Raw genomic sequence first — 16,931 nt, 5'->3', positions numbered from 1 at the left:
CCCATCTTTCGTCCAGCCACGTTGCAGTGTGGACACTCGCGGCATATAAGCGCCCGCCCTCCGCGTTCCTGTGGAGTTCACACAGGGTCCCGCGCGCGGGGCCTGGGCGTCTTGCCCATCCACGATTTTCTCAGCCGGAGGACGCAGCTCCGGCTCGCTTCGACATGATTGCCCGAGAGAACATCCGTAACGTCGCCATCGTCGCCCACGTCGACCATGGCAAGACCACCCTCGTCGACCACATGCTCCGCCAGGCGGGCATCTTCCGCAGCAACGAAGCCGTGACCGAGCGGGTCATGGACTCCAACGACCTCGAGCGCGAGAAAGGCATCACCATTCTCGCGAAGAACACGGCCGTTACGTACAAGGGCAAGCAGATCAACATCATCGACACCCCGGGCCACGCGGACTTCGGCGGTGAGGTGGAGCGCGGCCTGCGCCTGGTGGATGGAGTGATCCTCCTGGTGGACGCGGCCGAAGGCCCCCTGCCCCAGACGCGTTTCGTGCTCAGCAAGGCGCTGGGCATGGGCCTGAAGACGGTGCTCGTCATCAACAAGATCGACCGCCAGGACGCCCGTCCCAAGGAGATCCTGGATCAGGTCTACTCGCTCTACATCGACCTGGGCGCGGACGAGCACCAGCTCGAGTTCCCGGTGCTGTACACGATCGCCCGCCAGGGCCAGAGCTCGCCCTCGCTGGAGCAGCCGGGCAAGAGCCTGGAGCCGCTGTTCGAGGCCATCCTCTCGCACATCTCGCCGCCTCCGGCGCCGACGCAGGAGCCGCTGCAGCTGCTGGTGGCCAACCTGGACTACGACGACTACGTGGGCCGCCTCGCGGTGGGCCGCGTCCAGGCCGGCCGGCTGGCGCCCAACATGCCCGTGGCCGTGATGCGGGACGGCGGCAAGATCGAGCAGGGGAAGATCGTGAAGCTCTACGGCTTCCAGGGCCTCAAGCGCACGGAGATTCCGGACGCGGGCCCCGGGGAGATCGTCTCCATCGCGGGCATCGAGGCCATCTCCATCGGCGACACCATCGCCGACGCGGAGAAGCCGGTGGCCCTGCCGCGCATCACCGTGGACGAGCCCACGATGATGATGATCTTCAAGGTGAACGACGGGCCGCTGGCGGGCAAGGAGGGCAAGTACGTCACCAGCCGCAACCTGCGCGAGCGCCTGTACCGCGAGGCCTACCGCAACGTGTCCATCCGCGTGGAGGACACGGAGACGCCGGACGCGTTCCGCGTGGTGGGCCGTGGCGAGCTCCAGCTGGCGGTCATCATCGAGACGATGCGCCGCGAGGGTTACGAGCTGACGGCGTCGAACCCCGAGCCGGTGACGAAGACGATCGACGGCGTGCTGCACGAGCCGATGGAGCTGATGTTCTGCGACGTGCCCGAGGGCAGCGTGGGCGCGGTGACGGAGCGCCTGGGGCCCCGCAAGGGCCGCATGACGGACATGTCGCAGCTGGGCGGCGGGCGGACGCGCCTGGTGTTCCGCATTCCGGCGCGTGGCCTCATCGGCTTCCGCTCGGAGTTCCTCACGATTACCCGTGGCGAGGGCATCATGAGCAGCCAGTTCGACGGGTACGAGCCGTGGTTCGGCTACATCCCGAAGCGGGCCAACGGCGCCATCGTGTCGGACCGCCTGGGCGAGACGGTGCCGTACGCGCTCTTCAGCATCCAGGAGCGTGGCCACCTGTTCGTGGGTGCGGGCGTGACGATCTACGAGGGGATGATCATCGGCGAGCACGTGCACCCGTCCGAGCTGAACGTGAACGCGTGCCGCGAGAAGAAGCTGACGAACATCCGCGCGGCGGGCCGCGACGAGAACGTGATCCTGACGCCTCCGCGCGAGATGGGGCTGGAGAAGGCGCTGGAGTGGATCGCCGACGACGAGCTGGTGGAGGTGACGCCGAAGTCGGTGCGCATGCGCAAGAAGGCACTGAGCTCGGGCGAGCGTTACCGGGCCGAGCGTGATCGCAAGCGCGAGGAGCGCGGCGAGGCGTAGAGCGGAGCGGAACCACGGAGACACAGAACCCCTCCGTGGAAACATCCCCTCTCCCCTCGGGAGAGGGACGGGGTGAGGGTATCGGAAGCAATCGAGTTCCGATCACCCTCTCCCTCTGGGAGAGGGCTGGGGTGAGGGTCAACTGGACCCACACCGTGGCCCTTTGCCATTTGAAGCAGAAGCAGAGCCACCCCGAGCCGGTTACACATCCAGTCCGATGTCCAGCCGAGCCCGTCTCCGAAACCGCTTCCATCTGGTCGCGGCCGCCGTCACCACCCTGGTCCAGCTTCCGGCCGTGCTGTGGCTCTGCTGGCTGACCCGGACGCCGATACCGGTGCTCGTGGCGGTGCTGCTCTCCTGGCCCTACCTGCGCCAGTTGCAGAGCCCGTGGCACACCACGGATCGCAGCCTCTCCACCTACCTGGCGCTGGGCTGGTGGTCGGCCTGCCTGGTGTTCGGCCTGCTCATGGTGCCCACCGCGCTGGCCGTCCGGGCGGGCATGCCGGCCGGGGCCGCCTGGGGCCTGACCGGAGCCCTCGCGCTCGGGCTGGGGGCGGACTCGGTCCTCGGCCGTCCGAGGCTGCGGCGGCGGGTGGTGCGCGTGGAGGGCCTGCCCCCGGAGCTGGACGGCTACCGCATCGGGCAGATCTCCGACGTCCACTGTGGCCCGCACGTGCCCGAGGAGCGGGTGGCCGCCTGGGTCTCGCGCCTCAACTCACTGGAGCTGGACCTGGTGACCGTCACCGGGGACCTGATCACCCACGGCTCATCGCACGTCGAGGCGGTGGCGCGGGCGCTCGGAGGCCTGCGAGCGAAGGATGGCGCCTTCGCGTGCATGGGCAACCACGACTACTTCACCGACGGCGAGTACCTGGTGCGGCAACTGGAGCATCACGGCCTCACGGTGCTGCGCAACGAGGGGACGGTCATCGAGCGGAACGGAGCCTCGCTCTACGTGGCGGGCGTGGACGACACCTGGACGTCCCGGCACGACCTGGCCCGGGCCCTCGGAGCACGGCCGGAGGGGGCCCCGACGGTGCTGCTCGCGCACGACCCCGACCTGTTTCCGGAGGCCGAGGCCCGGGCGGTCGAGCTGACCCTCTCGGGCCACACCCATGGGGGCCAGCTGGCCGTCCCGGGGGTGCGCCGGCTCTCGCTGGCGCGGTTCATCACCGTCTGGACGGCGGGACTGTACCGGCGGGGCCGCTCGTGGCTGTACGTGAACCGGGGCGTGGGCACCACGGGGCCGCCGGCGCGGCTGGGCGCTCCGCCGGAGCTGGCGGTCATCATCCTTCGCCGGGCGTGAAGCGTGCTCCCAGGCCGGACGGGCACCTGCCCGCGGGGTGACAAGCGGCACCGATTGCCTTGAAGAAGGCCCGGGGGCTCGGCCATTCTCCGGCCCATGGGACGCATTTTCGAGACCCGCAAGACCACGATGTTCGCCCGCTGGAACAAGATGGCGAAGATCTTCACGCGGATCAGCAAGGACATCGCCATCGCGGTGAAGGCGGGAGGCCCGAGCCCGGACAACAACCCGGCCCTCCGCCGGGCGTTTCAGAACGCCCGCGCCGCGAACATGCCCAAGGACAAGGTCGAGGCCGCCATCAAGCGCGCCAGCGGCCAGGACGCCAAGGACTACGAGGTCGTCCTCTACGAGGGCTACGCGCCGCACGGCATCGCCGTCATGGTGGAGACCGCGACCGACAACGTGGTGCGCACCGTCGCCAACATCCGCATGCACTTCAAGGATTGGGGCGGCAACATGGGCAACAGCGGCAGCGTGGCCTACATGTTCCAGCGCATGGGCGTCTTCCGGCTCGCCCCCGAGGGGTTGGATCTGGAGGCGCTCGAGCTGGACCTGATCGACCACGGGTTGCAGGAGATGGGCGAGGGCACCGGCGAGAAGGGGGAGAAGCAGATCATCATCCGCTGCGCCTTCAACGACTTCGGTCAGCTCCAGTCCGCCATCGAGGCGCGGGGCATCCACCCCCTGTCCTCGGAGTCCGAGTACATCGCCCAGAACCTCCTGGAGCTGCCCGAGGACAAGGCGAAGGAAGTGCTCGAGTTGGTGGACGCATTGGAGCAGGACGAGGACGTCCAGCGCGTGTTCCACAACCTGGCGTGATGGAGCCGACGCTCACCACGCCCGGGCCGCTCAGCGGCGGGCGGACTGCTTCTGGAGCTCCGAGGCCCAGCTCCCGGCGCTCCACCCATCCCGCTCCATGCGCGCACGGCGACCGGCGGGGATGTCCTTCCAGGCGAGCCCCTGCTCCAGTTCGGGCAACGGTCCGAAGAGCGTACCGGGCGTCATCGAGGCGACGTCCTGTGCGCGCTCGAGCCGCGCGCCCTGCATGGTGACGCCGTACTCCCGCTTGACCTTGGCGTCCTTCGAGACCTTCTTCTCGACGCTCACGCCGCCTCCGAACGTCCCCTTCTCGTGGTTGAACTCGGAGTAGGCGCCGTAATGGGTACCGGGGATGGACAGCTCCATGCGAACGGTGCCCTCGGAATCGATGCTCGCCTTGCCCACCTCGAAGTCGACCCCCTTCGACGTCTTGGCCGCACCCGAGGACTCGATCTCGATGGCTGTCTTCCGGTGCCCCAGAGAGCCCTCCGCTCCGGCTTTCAATGAGCTGTCCGTCTTCCCGTATTGGGTGACACTCGTCTCCCGGGACACCTTCAGCGCCATGCCCTCGCTCTCCACGCTGAGCTCCGTCTCCTGCTTGAGCTTGAGCGTTCCGGCCCGCTGCGCATCGGTGAGATCCTTGATGCGCTGATCCACCGCCACATACGCGGCATTGCTGGGGAGCGCACTGGGCGTCTTCCACCACTCGCTCGTGAAGCGTTGATAGTCCGGATGCCCGGAGACGACGCCCAGTTCGAACTGGCTCCCGATGGGATCAACGGGTCTGCCCAACTCACGAAGTGCGAGCAAATCACCAGCCTGGGCGACTCGCTCTTTGTAACGATGGATGTACGCGTCGTACGCATCCGCGTATGCCTTCCTGGCTACCCGGTTTCCATGATGGATCAGCTCCCGGAGGCTCTCGGGCAGGTTCGCGTCGTTGCGATGGAATGCCGGGCCATCGGGCGGATCGCACGGCGCCGGCTCGGCCTTCTTGCCGGGTTCGCTCGTCACGGAGCCCTTGCTCACCGCCTGGGACAGGAACGCCTCGCGCGCCTCGGGGCTCATCTGCTTCACGTACTTCCCGAGCAGCCCGCCCTGCTCCATCCGCTCCAGCATCCGGCGGTAGTCGGCCGGAGGCAGCTTCTCCAGCTGCTCATGTACCCGGCGCACGTCCGCGTCCGTGACGGCCCAGTCCTTCCAATCCGTGTGCAGGGTGGCCTGGATGTCCGCGTAGGCCGCATCCGCCCGGGCCGCGTCCGCCGCCCTCCCGCCCAGCGCGAGCTGGCCCGCCGTCAGCCCTCCCCCTCCCTCCGTCCCCGTGGACGCTCCGCCCGGCCCCCGCGAGCGCGGCCTCTCCACGGGACCCCGGTACGTCTCCACCTGGTTGCCCGGGACCGCACCGGCCGGGGCCTCCTGCTTCCCCGTGCTCCTGCCCGTCCGCGCCGGCCCGCTCGCCGACACCCGGGATGCTGTTGCGTGGGACTCCGCGTCCGGGGCCAACGGGTCCGTGGATGCCGGGGTGTGGGACTCGCGCCGCGATACCGTACTCATGTTTCCGCCTCCGAGAGCGATGGGTGCTCGCGACCCCCACTGCAAGGGCAGCTCCAGTCCCGCTTCCCTCGGAAATCACACGGGCGGCGCTTCCACGCCCGTCCCCGGCCGGGACGAACGTCTCACCTGGCGGACATCCGCGCACAGGTGCTCGGGGGGCCATCTATCTCCCGGCAGTCCCACTCTGTTAGAAGACGAGCGTCGGAAGGGGATACCGTGGACGACAGTCACTGGATCAACTGCCCCCACTGCGGCCTCAAGCACCGGCCGAGGGCCCAGAGCCTCTGTCCCCGCTGTGGCCGGGGCTCGACGGGCGCACGGCCCTCCACCACGGCCATCCCCAGCGTCGCCGCCCTGCCCCGGCCTTCCGTGGCCATGCCGAGCGTCGCGGAGCGCACCGTCACCCCCGTGGCCAGCACTCCCGTTGCCCGGGCCGCTCCTGTCAGCATCCCCGTGGCCCCGGCCCCCGCCCGTCAGCCGGAGCACGTCCCCAACGTGGAGTACATCCCCTCCCTGGACGCCACTCCCGCCTGGGAGAGGAAGGCCCCCGCCTCCGAGCCAGCACCCCAGGCGGAAGCCGCCTCCGATGTGACCGTCGCGCTCCCCGTCGGCGGTGCCGTCCTGCTGGTGAACGCGGTCCTCCACCTCTTCGAGTTCCTCTTCCTGCCCTCGGTCTCCACCGATCCCTCGCTCCGGGCGGCCCAGCTCGCGGGCACGCTCGTCGGCGTGGGCCTGGACGTGCTGCTCGGCATCAGCTTCCTGCGCGCAAAGACCCAGCTGCGCACCCTCGGCTTCATCCGGCTCGTGGTGGGCATGTTCCTGTTCGGAGGCATGAGCCTCTACCAGGCGCAGTACCTCTTCACCCTCGTCGTGTTCGCCTTCTCCTGCGGCACGCTGGTGCTCATCTGGGGCAAGCCCTCGTCCTTCCTGGCCGGCGTGGGCCTCACCGCCGTGCTGATCGCCGTGGGCGTGGAGCTGATCGGCTTCCAGAAGCTCTCCGCCGTCCAGCCCCTGAGTGACCGGGCCCGGATCGCCCTGCGGCCGGACCTCGAGGGCCGCCAGCTCGGCGAGGGCGAATCCATCGTCGGCGAGCGCCACCCCTACAAGCTGCGCATCCCGTCGGATGGCTGGTACCGCCGCAAGAGCGAGGTGTCGCGGAGCGCGGACGCCAGCATCGACGTGTGGGTGACCCACCCGGAGTACGCCGGCAGCCTGATGGTGTCCGTGCGCGACTGGAATGACGCGGAGGCGGAGGACCTGCGCGAGGCGAGGGACGTGGAGCTGCGCGACCTGCGGGTGCAGTACCCCGACTTCGAGCTGGGCGAGACCTCCGACAACGGCACGCCCCTCGAGGACCCGAGCATCGCCACCCTCACCGGGAGCGCGGTGCGCAACGGCAGGCCGTACCTGTTCGAGGTCTCGCTCTACAGGACGAACGACACGCTGCTGCTCGTGAGGGCCTTCGCGCCCACGGCGGCCTTCGCGCCGCTGCGCCTGGAGGGCGCGAGCACGACGCTGCGGCCAGACTGAGCGCGGGGGGCCGCGGACATCAGCTCTGGGGCTCGTCCTCGGGCTGGGCAACGACCTGGGTCAGCCCCGCCTGCAGCTTGTCCAGCAGACGCTTGAGCTCCGTCAGCTCCGCCTCCGTCAGACAACGGGCCGCATCCTCATCGATCGACAGCGTCGCCTCTTCCAACGCCCCCATCGCCTCCCGGCCCGCGTCGGTGGCCTGAAGCTTCACGCACCGGCGATCCTCCCCGGCACAGCGCTTCATCAGCCCGTCCTCTTCCAGCCGATCCACCAGCCGGCTCACCGCCGGCGCATCCACCAACAACAGCTCGGCCAGCTCCGCCTGGGTCCGCACCCCCCGCACGGCGACGTATTTCACCGCCAGCAGGTGCGTGAGGGAGCGGCGCGTCTTCCCGCTCAACCGGCGGGTCAGCAGCCGGTAGAGGGTGCGCCGAAGGGCTCCTATTTGCTCCGCGAGGGTCATTTCACCTAGAACCACAATGATTGTTGTATACAACGATTGTCAATGACACCAAAAGTTCCGGCCGTTATAGGGGCAGCCGGACAGCACGCGCGACACCCGATCTTCCCTGGCTTCCCCCCGGCATGACTTCCCGTATCGCCCTCCTCTTCCTGGCGCTCGCCGCGGGCCCCGCCCTGGCCGACCAGGATCCGCTCCTGCCCACCCCGCCCCCCTTCCAGCCACACGTGGACGATCCGATGCTCACCCCCGCGCGGCCCGCCTCCAAACAGGTGGGCACCTGGGAGGAGGCGCTCGGGCTGGTGCGCGAGCGCTCCACGGACCTCCGGATCGCCGAGGCCAACGTCCAGCGCGCCGAGGGCCGCTGGCGCCAGGCCCTGGCCTCGCTCCTGCCCAACGGCCGCGTGTCGGCGGGGGTGGGACTGGATCTGCTCCACCCCAGCCTCGCCGTGGGCCCCACGGGCGCGCCGCTCATCACCCCGGCCGACGCGGAGTTCCGGCCCACCGTGCCGCTCGCGAGTGGCGCGGTGTCCCTGACGCAGTCGGTGGTGGACATCAGCGCCTGGCGCGGGCTGTCGTCGGCCTCGGCGGCCGAGGACGGCGCCCAGGCGAACCTCCAGGACGTGCAGCGCCGCCTCACCCTGGGCCTGGCGCGCACCCTGGTGGCCACCGTGGCCGCCGAGCGCGCCGCGGAGATCAACCGAGTGGGCCTGCGCCGGGCCCTGGAGCGCGCCGCGCTCGCCCAGCGCTCGCTGGAGCTGGGCGCGGGCACGCAGCTGGACGTGGTGCGCGTGCGCCAGGACGTGGAGGTGGCCCGGCAGTCGCTCATCTCCGGTGACGAGCAGCTGCGCCGCGCCCGCGAGGCGCTCGGCCTGTCCCTGGGCCTGCCCCAGGAGGTGGGGGTGAATCCGTCCTTCCAGCTGCAGGGCCTGGTGGAGCAGACCCGGGCCACCTGCACCCCGCTGAAGGCCCTGGGTGAGCGGCCGGATCTCGAGGCCGCCCGCGCCCAGGTGGAGTCGGCCCACGAGAGCACGCGGCAGGCGTCCGCCGGCTACCTGCCCACGCTCGGCATCAACAGCAACGTCAACGCCTTCACCACGGATCCCGGCCCCGCACGGGTGGCCACCTGGAGCATCGCCGCCGTCCTGTCGGTGCCTCTCTGGGAAGGGGGCGGACGGGCGGGAATCGTCCGCGAGCGCGCGGGTTTGGAGCAGCAGGCGGCCGAGACGCTCGAGCGCACCCGGCGCGACGTGGAGGTGGAGGTGGCGCGCGCCCGGCGGAGCGTGGAGGTGTCCGAGTCGCTGGTGAAGACGGCGGCCGCGGCACTCGAGCTGTCCGCGAAGACGGATCAGCTCACCCGGCGAGCGTTCGAGGTGGGCCGCGGCAGCAGTCTGGAACTGGTACAGAGCGGGGCGGCCCTGCGGCAGGCGGAGCTGGCGCTGGCCCTGCGTGAATTCGAGCTTGTCCAGGCGCGCCTGGACGCATTTCTGACGGAGGCCCGGTGCGACTGGTGAGAAGGGTACGCCCCCTGAAGGCGCTGGTGGTGGGACTGTGGGGTGCCGCTGTCGCGGCGGGAGTGTCTGGCTGCGGTGGCAAGCCGCCGGCCAAGGCCGCTCCTCCACCCCGTGAGATCGAGGTGGTGCAGCTGTCGCCGAGCGAGGTGCGCGACACGAGCGAGTACCTCGGCAGCCTGATGTCGCGGCAGAGCGTCAACGTGCTGCCGCAGGTGGCCGGCTACGTGCGCCGCATCCACGTGCGCCCGGGCCAGAAGGTGGAGGCCGGCGCCCCGCTGCTCGACGTGGACGCCCGCGAGGAGACAGCGGCGCTCGAGACGGCCCGCGCCCAGCGTACCTCCTCCGAGGTGAACCTGGAGCAGGCCCGCCGCACGAGTGCCCGCATCGAGTCCCTCTACAAGGAGGGGCTGGCGAGCGCCCAGGAGCTGGAGCAGGCCCGGGCCCAGGTGGCGGCGCTGGAGGCCAATACGCGCGCCGCCGCCGCCACGGAGTCCCAGCGCGAGGTGCAGCTGCAGTTCAACACCGTGCGCGCCCCCTTCGCCGGCACCGTGGGCGACGTGCTCGCCCGCGTGGGTGACTTCGTGAGCGCCACCACGCCGCTGACGAGCATCGCCCAGGCGGATGTGCTCGAGGTGAGCGTGGCCGTGCCCTCCGAGCGAGCCCGCTCGCTGCGTCCCGAGACGCCGCTCGAGGTGCTCGACTCCCAGGGCAAGGTGCTCATCTCCAGCCCCATCTTCTTCGTGGCCCCCCAGGCCGACCCGCGCACCCAGCTGGTCGAGGTGAAGGCGGCCTTCCGCAACACCGTGGGCCTGCGTCCCAGCGAGCTGGTGCGCGCGCGGCTCGTCTACTCCACCCGCCAGGCGCTGCAACTGCCCGCGCTCGCGGTGGTGCGCCAGAGCGGCCAGCCCTTCGCCCTCGTCGTGGTGGAGAAGGACGGCCAGACGGTGGTGGAGCGCCGCCCGGTGAAGCTCGGGGCGCTCGGGGAGATGGCCTACGTGGTGGAGGGCGGATTGAAGGAGGGTGAGCAGGTGGCCGTCACCTCGCTGCAGGCGCTGCGTCACGGCGCGCCGGTGAAGGTGAAGCCCTCGCCCGCCCGGGCCGTCACGCAGGGCTCCGAGGGCGGTGGTGGAGCCGCCGGGGGCAGCCGCTAACCATGTTCGTCGATTTCTTCATCCGCAGGCCCGTCTTCGCCGCGGTCTGCTCCATCCTGCTGACGTTGGTGGGGGCGATCGCCATTCCCACCCTTCCCATCGCCCAGTACCCGGATCTCGCCCCGCCCCAGGTGACCGTCACCAGCACCTACGTGGGCGCGAGCGCCGAGGTCGTGGAGAGCGCCGTCACCATTCCGATCGAGCAGGAGCTCAACGGCGTGGAGGGCATGCGCTACATCACCTCCACCAGCAGCAACGACGGCACCAGTCAGATCACCGTCACCTTCGAGCCCACGCGCGACATCGAGGTGGCGGCCGTGGACGTGCAGAACCGCGTGAGCCGCGCCGCCTCGCGTCTGCCCGCCCAGGTGAACCAGACGGGCATCGTCGTCAACAAGGCCTCCAGCCAGATGCTGCTGACGATCGGCCTGTCCAGCCCGGACAACCGCTACGACGCCAGGTTCCTCAGCAACTACGCCGACGTGAACCTCAAGGACGCCATCAAGCGCGTGCGCGGCGTGGGCGAGGTGCGCATCTTCGGCGAGCGCAAGTTCTCCATGCGCCTGTGGTTGGATCCCACCCAGCTGGCGCGCCGCAACCTCACCCCCCAGGACGTGGTGCGCGCCCTCCAGGAGCAGAACCTCCAGGTGGCCGCGGGCCAGGTGGGCCAGCCGCCCTCCACCGACGAGCAGCCCTATCAGATCGCCGTGCGCGCGCGCGGCCGGCTCGTCGAGCCCGAGGAGTTCGGGGAGATCGTCCTCCAGCGCAACACCACCGACGGCAAGCTCGTGCGCGTCAAGGACGTGGCCCGCGTGGAGCTCGGCGCGGAGAACTACGGCACGCTGCTGCGCTTCAACGGGCGCACCGGCGTGGGCCTCGCCATCTTCCAGCTCCCCACCGCCAACGCGCTCGACGTGCGTGACGGCGTCATCAAGGAGATGGACCGGCTCGCCCAGCAGTTCCCCCCGGGGCTCGAGTACAGGCCGGGCAACGACACCACGCTCGCGGTGCGCGCCTCCGTCAACGAGGTGGTGCACACCCTGATCGAGGCCATCGCGCTCGTCATCCTCGTCATCTTCCTGTTCCTGCACGGCTGGCGCAGCGTGCTCATCACCGCCCTCACCCTCCCCGTCTCGCTGGTGGGCACCTTCGCCTTCGTCTACCTGATGGGCTTCTCCATCAACACGCTCACCCTGTTCGGCCTCACATTGGCCACGGGCCTCGTGGTGGACGACGCCATCGTCGTCATCGAGAACATCGAGCGGTTGATGGTGGAGAAGCACCTGACGGCCATGCAGGCGGCTCGCGAGGGCATGAAGGAGGTGGCCGGCGCGGTGGTGGCCATCTCCATCGTGCTGGTGGCGGTGTTCATCCCCGTGGCGCTCTTCCCCGGCACCACGGGCGCCATCTACCGCCAGTTCGCTCTCACCATCGCCGCGTCGGTGGCCCTGTCCACCTTCTGCGCCCTCACCCTGACGCCCGCCCTGAGCGCCCGCCTGCTCCAGCACCACCACGGCGAGAAGTGGATCTTCTTCCGCTGGATGGACAAGGCGCTCGACTGGACGAAGGCCGTCTACGGCCGGGGCCTGCGCTCGCTGCTCGCGCACCCCGTCATCATCCTCGTGGCGTTCCTCCTGTGCATCGCGGGCACGGTGCTGCTGTTCCGCACGGCGCCCACCGGCTTCATCCCCGACGAGGACCAGGGCTACCTCATCATCTCCGTGCAGGGGCCCGAGGGCATGTCGCTCGCCCAGACGGAGAAGGTGCTGGCCGAGGCGGAGCAGATCCTCGAGGCCCAGCCCGAGGTGGTCACCATCTTCGCCATCGGCGGGTTCTCCTTCCAGGGCACCGGCCCCAACTACGCCACCATCTTCATTCCCCTGCTGCCCTGGGAGAAGCGGCCCCACCCGAACCAGTCCGTGGCCGCGCTGGTGGAGCGGCTGCGCGGGCCGCTCGCCTCCATCGGTGGAGCCCGCGTCATGCCCCTGCAGCCCCCCGCCATCCGCGGCGTGGGCAGCGTGGGCGGCTTCCAGTTCATCATCGAGGACGTCGGAGGCAGCATCTCGTTGGATCAGCTGGCCTCGACCGCCCAGGAGCTGGTGGCCAACGGCAACCAGGACAGCCGCCTGCGCGGCGTCTTCACCTCCTTCAACGCCGACACGCCGCTGCTGGACGTGGAGGTGGATCGCCAGAAGGCCAAGGCGCTCGGCGTTCCCATCGAGCAGATCTTCGGCACCATGCAGCTCTACATGGGCAGCCAGTACGTCAACGACTTCAACTACGCGAACCGCACCTACCGCGTCTACGTCCAGGCCGAGCAGCAGTTCCGCGACAACCCCTCGGACATCGGCGCCTTCTACACGCGCACCGACACCGGCGCGATGATTCCCCTGGAGTCGCTGGTGAAGGTGACGCCCACGGCCTCCGCCCAGGTCATCCGGCACCACAACCTGTTCCGCGCCGTGGAGATCAACGGACAGGCCGCTCCGGGCGCCTCCTCCGGCCAGGCGCTGGACGCCATGGACCAGCTCGCCGCGCAGCAACTGCCCCAGGGCATGAGCTCGGAGTGGACGGGCATCAGCCTCGAGCAGAAGGAGAGCGGCGGTCAGACGCTGATCATCTTCGCCCTCGGCCTGCTGTTCGTGTTCCTGGTGCTCGCGGCCCAGTACGAGAGCTTCACCCTGCCCTTCGTCATCATCCTCTCGGTGCCGCTGGCCATCATGGGCGCGCTGGGACTGCAGCTGGCGCGTGGCTACGCCAATGACGTCTTCTGCCAGGTCGGACTGGTGATGCTGGTGGGTCTGGCCAGCAAGAACGCCATCCTCATCGTGGAGTTCGCCGAGCAGCTGCGCGAGAGCGGCAAGAGCGCCATCGACGCCGTGGTCGAGGCCGCCGAGGTACGTCTGCGCCCCATCCTCATGACGTCCATCGCCTTCCTGCTGGGCGTGGTGCCGCTCATGATGGCCAAGGGCGCCGGTGCCGCCGCGCGCAACTCGCTGGGCACGGCCGTGTTCGGCGGAATGCTCGTGTCCACCGTCGTCAACTTCGTCTTCATCCCCGGCCTGTACGTGCTGATGCAGCAGCTCCGGGGAGCGGCGAAGCGCGGCGGCGTGGAGCCGGAGACCATCGCTCCCGCCCCCGCGCCGTGACGTGAGCCCGGGGCCTGGGCCACTCGTCGAGGGCCCGGGCCGAACTCTCCCCCACTCGCTCATAAGGTCACTGCAGATGGACGAGGCGGAGCGTTGGCGCACTACACCTTCCAGCCCCGAACCGTTCTAACTGGTCCGACCATTGGACCAGCCATTCGAGGTACTATCCGGTCACTTCAACCGTTCTCCAAGGGAGAATTCCCTTCGGAGACGTGCTTCGCCCGGAGGATAAGTGACCTCGTAGTACTAGCTCCGCGACGGTGTCGAGGAACCAAGTGAACACTCCACCAGTCCGGTGTGGACACAACCCGGTGTGGACAGAAACCACGTCCGGGGACTTAGAGCGGGGAACAGAAGTGGAGATTGCTTCGTGCGTAGAGCTTCGAAGAAGATGCCGCCGTGTCTGACGAACTCGTTCAGCAGATAGAGAGCTACGGCGCGACGCGCGACCAGCTCGTCGATCTGACGCAAGAGGAACCACGCACTCTGCGCTACCTCGATCTCGTCCGCGCACGGGATGAAGATCGTCCAGTGTTGGCGTTGGAATCGCAGCGCCAGCCGCGCGCCTATGTCTTCGATGCGCGCCAATCGGCGTTCAATCTTGGAGCATGGGTGCGACGCATCGCGTTTCGCGGCGATGCGGACTACATTGCAGTTCTCCGACCTGGCCGACTCGACGTCTACCCAGTCGTGCTTGGAGGGAATTCACCACCGGCATCTCTGAAGGACCTACCGGAAGGTCCTTTGCGGTTCCCGACACTGCTTCAAAAGCCGCAAGCAGGCGAAGCGATCGGAATTCGCACGCAGTTGAGGAACCTACTGCGCCAGTCGATCGAGAATGCACGGAGGCTAGGCCATGCGGCGAGCGTCAATGCGCACGATGCTATTTCCCTCGTTGGACGCGCTCTATTCTGGCGCTTCCTCATCGATCGGCAACTCCTTCAGGGTCTCAATCCCAGTGAGATATGCGGGGATAGCAAAGCACAAGCCTTCGCGGATTGCCTCGTGACGCGAGCGCGCTCGCTCAAAACCTTTGATTGGCTCGATCAAACCTTTAACGGCAGTTTTCTTCAATTCCGCACCAAGGAGCGCGCGTCAGAACTGCCAGAGATTATCTACAATCAAGTAGTCGGAAATATCTCGCATGCAGCTACAGCCGAAGGACAGCTCGAACTGCCTTCCGAGTGGCGTCACGTGAACTTTGCCCACGTTCCTGTCGGTCTACTCAGCGAGGTTTATGAGGCGTACGCCCACCAGGAAGACACAGATGCTGCGGAAGGCGAGAGCATCTTCTACACACCACGCCATATCGCTGAATTCATGGTAGAGGAGTCGTTCGCCTCGCTCGATCACGTCGAAGCTCCACGCGTGCTTGACCCCGCCGCTGGCGCGGGCGTGTTTCTCGTCGCCGTATTCCGCGCACTTGTCGCACGCGAGTGGGCACGTACGAAACGTCAACCATCGCGAAGGGTCATTCGGCGAATTCTTTACAATCAACTCGCTGGATTTGACATTAACGATGAGGCACTGAGGCTTGCTGAACTCGCGCTCTACCTTACCGCTATCGAACTCGATCCGCAGCCCAACCCACAACCGCTCTCCCTACTCAAGTTCGAGAAGCCGCTTCGCGGTATGGCGCTCCACCTGCGCGGAGGGGGTCATTCTCGTGGGAGCCTCGGCCCCGTAGATCCGGAGCACAAGGAGCAGTTCGACCTCGTCATCGGAAATCCACCGTGGACGGCCGATGCCAGCATTGAAGACAAACAGCGCTGGGCCAACGACTCTCGGGAACTCGTGAAGTCCCGGCTGGGAGATGCACGATCCAAGACGTTTACCTTTCCAGATGCCTTCCCGGACATTCCGTTTGTCTACCGTGCCATGGAGTGGGCTCGTCCTCGTGCGCAAATCGCGCTTGTGACGCATGCTCGCTGGTTATTTCCTGGAAAGGCGGATGAAGCGCGACGTGACTTGCTCCAGAGCGTCCAAGTAACAGGACTCCTCAACGGAACAGCCCTGCGAGAAACGTCGGTTTGGCCGAATAGCCGAGCACCTTTCGCTATCCTCTTTGCATGCAACGCCAGACCGGAGCACGGAAGTGCATTCCAGTTCGTCAGTCCGCTGGTCAGTGACAAGGACCAGAAAGCGCAGCGTCTTCTTCGCATTGATTGGAACGACGCAAAAGTCGTCAGCGTCGATAATGCAGTCACCAAACCGTGGCTTCTGAAGACGCGATTTCGTGGCACGGGGTTCGACGAGCAGATCGTAAACCGACTCATGGCCGCTCACCCGTCGTTGGTGGACTACGTCGAAAAGACGCTCGGCACAACGATACGAAACGGATACCGCGTCGGTAATCGCAAGAATTCCACCAAATGGCTGCGTGATATGCCGTGCATCACACCGCGGCTCAAGAAATCCCCAGAAAATCAACTTGAACCTCCAATCGGATTCTGGGTCGATCCCAGTTCACTACTTCCGTGCGGAGAGGCACAGGTTGAAGCTTCCCGCCCACGCAATGCCTACACTGCTCCTCTCCTTCTCGTACGGCAGTCGCCCCCGGCGAATCCCTCAGAGCCACGAGCCGTCGTAGCCGGAGCAGAATCCAAATCTGAGGTTGCATTCTCACAATCGTGGCACGGGGCGTCATTCGCGCAAGTAGATGACGGTCTTGATGAAGCTCGTTGGCTACAACTGCTATTGCAATCGAAAGTTTTTCTCTACTTTGCGCTTCTTACCGACGGCGCATTCGGGGTCGAGCGCGACAGGTACGTTCTTGAGACGTTGAAGGCGTTCCCAGTCATCCCCCTCAAGCGACTAGCGAAACCACAGCGGCGGGTAGCCCTGGAACTCTCCAAGACGCTTTGGACATCCGGCTGGTCAGAGGCGCTTGAAAAACGCATCGACAAGCTCGTATTTGACACATACGACCTCGATGACATCGACCGAGACAACGTTTGTGACACGCTCGATACGGCACTACCGTACGCGAAGAATCGGCGCCGCGCGTTGACTCCTCCGAAGCCTCATGAAATCAAGCGATTCACGGAAGTGCTCCAAGAAGAGCTTTCCCACGTACTAGCAACGTCGAATGAGCGTGCTTGCGTACGACTCCGAACCGAAGTGAACACAGGGCCATGGAGCGTGCTACAGGTCGATCGACTTACGCACAAGACCAGGACTCCTGGCGACATCGCCATCCCATGGGCCAAGGTTCTTCAGGAAGCAGATGCATCGGGAGCGACGCTTGTGACGGTGAGCATTGATGCGGTAACAACGCTCGCTGCCATCCTTCATCACTACCGATACTGGACACCTACACGTGCGCGGATGCTGGCGCTGTCCATCCTTGAGGGGAAAAGCTCGTGAGTTCTCGCACGCACCTCTCAACATCAGTGCGCGTGTCTGACGCACAACCACCCATCTCAAGCGATCTACGTAATGC

10 protein-coding genes are annotated in these 16,931 nt (G+C 67.2%); 8 read left to right on the top strand and 2 right to left on the bottom strand.

Annotated elements, in window-relative coordinates; genetic code table 11:
• Positions 1-164: 164 nt before the first annotated feature.
• The 3 genes from typA to VFZ09_RS23000 all read left to right on the top strand — a co-directional run bounded on the left by typA (position 165) and on the right by VFZ09_RS23000 (position 4,131).
• On the top strand, positions 165-2,006 hold the full coding sequence (gene typA / locus VFZ09_RS23010; RefSeq protein WP_329729787.1) for a translational GTPase TypA: 1,842 nt from the start codon (positions 165-167) through the stop codon (positions 2,004-2,006).
• A gap of 217 nt (positions 2,007-2,223) precedes the next feature.
• Positions 2,224-3,312 (top strand): metallophosphoesterase, encoded by a 1,089-nt coding sequence (locus VFZ09_RS23005; protein ID WP_329729786.1) that lies wholly within the window; start codon positions 2,224-2,226, stop codon positions 3,310-3,312.
• Between the two features lie 96 nt (positions 3,313-3,408).
• The gene (locus tag VFZ09_RS23000) at positions 3,409-4,131 is read left to right on the top strand and encodes a YebC/PmpR family DNA-binding transcriptional regulator (RefSeq protein WP_329729785.1); all 723 of its coding nucleotides are present in this window, start codon (positions 3,409-3,411) and stop codon (positions 4,129-4,131) included.
• 30 nt (positions 4,132-4,161) lie between these two features.
• Here the strand turns inward: VFZ09_RS23000 and VFZ09_RS22995 are convergent, their stop codons facing one another.
• Positions 4,162-5,685, bottom strand: coding sequence for a hypothetical protein (locus VFZ09_RS22995; protein WP_329729784.1), 1,524 nt, complete (start codon positions 5,683-5,685; stop codon positions 4,162-4,164).
• A 216-nt stretch (positions 5,686-5,901) separates the two neighbouring features.
• On the opposite strand from VFZ09_RS22995, the gene VFZ09_RS22990 reads away from it, so the two are divergent.
• Positions 5,902-7,215 carry a hypothetical protein gene (locus VFZ09_RS22990; protein WP_329729783.1) on the top strand — a complete coding sequence of 438 codons (1,314 nt, stop codon included), beginning with the start codon at positions 5,902-5,904 and terminating at the stop codon, positions 7,213-7,215.
• A gap of 19 nt (positions 7,216-7,234) precedes the next feature.
• Here VFZ09_RS22990 and VFZ09_RS22985 read toward each other — a convergent pair whose 3' ends face one another.
• A complete protein-coding gene (locus VFZ09_RS22985) occupies positions 7,235-7,678 on the bottom strand; it encodes a MarR family winged helix-turn-helix transcriptional regulator (protein WP_329729782.1) in 444 nt (147 codons plus the stop codon).
• A gap of 122 nt (positions 7,679-7,800) precedes the next feature.
• Between VFZ09_RS22985 and VFZ09_RS22980 the strand changes: the two genes are divergently transcribed.
• The 4 genes from VFZ09_RS22980 (at position 7,801) to VFZ09_RS22965 (ending at position 16,855) form a co-directional block, all read left to right on the top strand.
• On the top strand, positions 7,801-9,189 hold the full coding sequence (locus tag VFZ09_RS22980) for a TolC family protein (protein ID WP_329729781.1): 1,389 nt from the start codon (positions 7,801-7,803) through the stop codon (positions 9,187-9,189).
• Entirely contained in the window at positions 9,186-10,340 is a 1,155-nt protein-coding gene (locus VFZ09_RS22975) for an efflux RND transporter periplasmic adaptor subunit (protein WP_329729780.1), read from the top strand. Before VFZ09_RS22980 ends, VFZ09_RS22975 begins: the two co-directional genes overlap by 4 nt.
• A gap of 2 nt (positions 10,341-10,342) precedes the next feature.
• Entirely contained in the window at positions 10,343-13,489 is a 3,147-nt protein-coding gene (locus tag VFZ09_RS22970) for a multidrug efflux RND transporter permease subunit (protein WP_329729779.1), read from the top strand.
• A gap of 399 nt (positions 13,490-13,888) precedes the next feature.
• The gene (locus VFZ09_RS22965; RefSeq protein WP_329729778.1) at positions 13,889-16,855 is read left to right on the top strand and encodes an HsdM family class I SAM-dependent methyltransferase; all 2,967 of its coding nucleotides are present in this window, start codon (positions 13,889-13,891) and stop codon (positions 16,853-16,855) included.
• Positions 16,856-16,931 lie beyond the last annotated feature (76 nt).

It is taken from the genome of Archangium sp., assembly GCF_036277355.1.
GTDB lineage: Bacteria > Myxococcota > Myxococcia > Myxococcales > Myxococcaceae > Archangium.
This window is presented reverse-complemented; position numbering and strand designations above follow the sequence as displayed.

Excerpts from the sequence above, each read along its gene's own strand:
- VFZ09_RS23000 (WP_329729785.1), top strand. The coding sequence starts at position 3,409 with ATGGGACGCATTTTCGAGACCCGCAAGACCACGATGTTCGCCCGCTGG.
- VFZ09_RS22995 (WP_329729784.1), bottom strand. The coding sequence starts at position 5,685 with ATGAGTACGGTATCGCGGCGCGAGTCCCACACCCCGGCATCCACGGAC.
- VFZ09_RS22970 (WP_329729779.1), top strand. The coding sequence starts at position 10,343 with ATGTTCGTCGATTTCTTCATCCGCAGGCCCGTCTTCGCCGCGGTCTGC.
- VFZ09_RS23005 (WP_329729786.1), top strand. The coding sequence starts at position 2,224 with ATGTCCAGCCGAGCCCGTCTCCGAAACCGCTTCCATCTGGTCGCGGCC.
- VFZ09_RS22980 (WP_329729781.1), top strand. The coding sequence starts at position 7,801 with ATGACTTCCCGTATCGCCCTCCTCTTCCTGGCGCTCGCCGCGGGCCCC.
- typA (WP_329729787.1), top strand. The coding sequence starts at position 165 with ATGATTGCCCGAGAGAACATCCGTAACGTCGCCATCGTCGCCCACGTC.
- VFZ09_RS22985 (WP_329729782.1), bottom strand. The coding sequence starts at position 7,678 with ATGACCCTCGCGGAGCAAATAGGAGCCCTTCGGCGCACCCTCTACCGG.